Source organism: Alitiscatomonas aceti (assembly GCF_025567195.1).
Taxonomy (GTDB): Bacteria; Bacillota; Clostridia; order Lachnospirales; family Lachnospiraceae; genus Alitiscatomonas; species Alitiscatomonas aceti.
Map to the genome: position 1 here is coordinate 1 of NZ_JAOQJF010000083.1, position 1172 is coordinate 1172.

Here is a 1172-nt window from a genome sequence, read left to right on the forward strand (position 1 = left end):
GTGGCTTAAAAGTTGTACCCTAAAATATCAAATCGGATTTTTGAAATTTTCTTCAAAAAACACTTGACTTTTTATTAGCAGGCTTTCAAGCAAGGGAATCGCGCTGGGGCTGGTCCTTCTTTTGTTTTGGCTTAAGGGGAGACAGCTTGGATTCCAACCCGAAGAATGGGAAAACTATTTTTTAGGGTTGTCACAGAAAAAAGTCCTCAGGATCGCCCTTGGCATATCCGGAGCTTCCATATCTGCCGCTTCATTTTTAAGCTATATATTTCTTCAAAAGACAGGGTTTCACCATGCCTTTATAATTGCGGGCCTTATGTTTGCGGGCAGTATTTTCTGGTTCTGGCACAGATGGAAGGGAGAAAAGGGAAAGGCGTATCTTCTGAAAAGGTTTTCTGAAATTCCGCAAACGATTTTAGAAAATAGAAGTAAGGGTATTAGAGGATGAAAAAAATATTAATTCATGGTACGGGCCATAAAGCGGCAAGCTGGAAGGAAACAATTTCCTGCATGAACGATCAGAAGGATATTTTATGTCCGGATTTATGCTCGATTCTGAAGGGGAAGGAAGCGGTCTATGAGAATTTATATTCTTCTTTGATCGAATACTGCAGCGCCCTGGATGGACCGTTCCACCTGTGCGGCCTTTCCTTAGGCGGGATCCTGGCATTGAATTATACGCTGGATTTTCCGGAAAAGGTAGAAACCCTTGTTTTGATTGGAACGCCTCATAAAATCCCAAAAGCGGCCCTTGGGTTTCAGAATGTGATCTTCCGGTTTCTGCCCCGGTCCGCTTTTCAGGGGATGACATTTGATAAGAAGGACACGTTCGATTTGGTAAACTCCATGAAAAAACTGGATTTCAGAAGCCGGATACAGGAAATAACCTGCCCGGTGCTGGTCATCTGTGGAGAGAAGGACCGCGTGAACAGGAAGTCGGCGTATTATTTTTCGCAGAATATAGAAAATGCGGTGCTGAGCGTTGTAGAAAATGCCGGACATGCTGTAAACGAGGAAAATCCAAAGGCATTGGCGAGAGTTTTGGATGAATATTATGTAGGAAAGGGATGATCGGGCATCTTATAAAACGATCTCTGTGAATATTTCGCGCTATGAGAGCCATCGATACGCTTTTGAGATCCACCAGTACACACAAGTGATCCACCCTTGAT

At 43.4% G+C, this 1172-nt stretch carries 2 protein-coding genes; both read left to right on the plus strand.

Annotation, left to right across the window (positions count from 1 at the left end):
- Positions 1 to 121 precede the first annotated feature (121 nt).
- Positions 122 to 448, plus strand: coding sequence for a hypothetical protein (locus tag OCV69_RS16575; RefSeq protein ID WP_158360319.1), 327 nt, complete (start codon positions 122 to 124; stop codon positions 446 to 448).
- Positions 445 to 1071 (plus strand): alpha/beta fold hydrolase, encoded by a 627-nt coding sequence (locus tag OCV69_RS16580; RefSeq protein ID WP_158360318.1) that lies wholly within the window; start codon positions 445 to 447, stop codon positions 1069 to 1071. Before OCV69_RS16575 ends, OCV69_RS16580 begins: the two co-directional genes overlap by 4 nt.
- The last annotated feature ends 101 nt before the right edge of the window (positions 1072 to 1172 follow it).

Coding starts and splice junctions, on each gene's coding strand:
- OCV69_RS16580 (WP_158360318.1), top strand. CDS start 445: ATGAAAAAAATATTAATTCATGGTACGGGCCATAAAGCGGCAAGCTGG.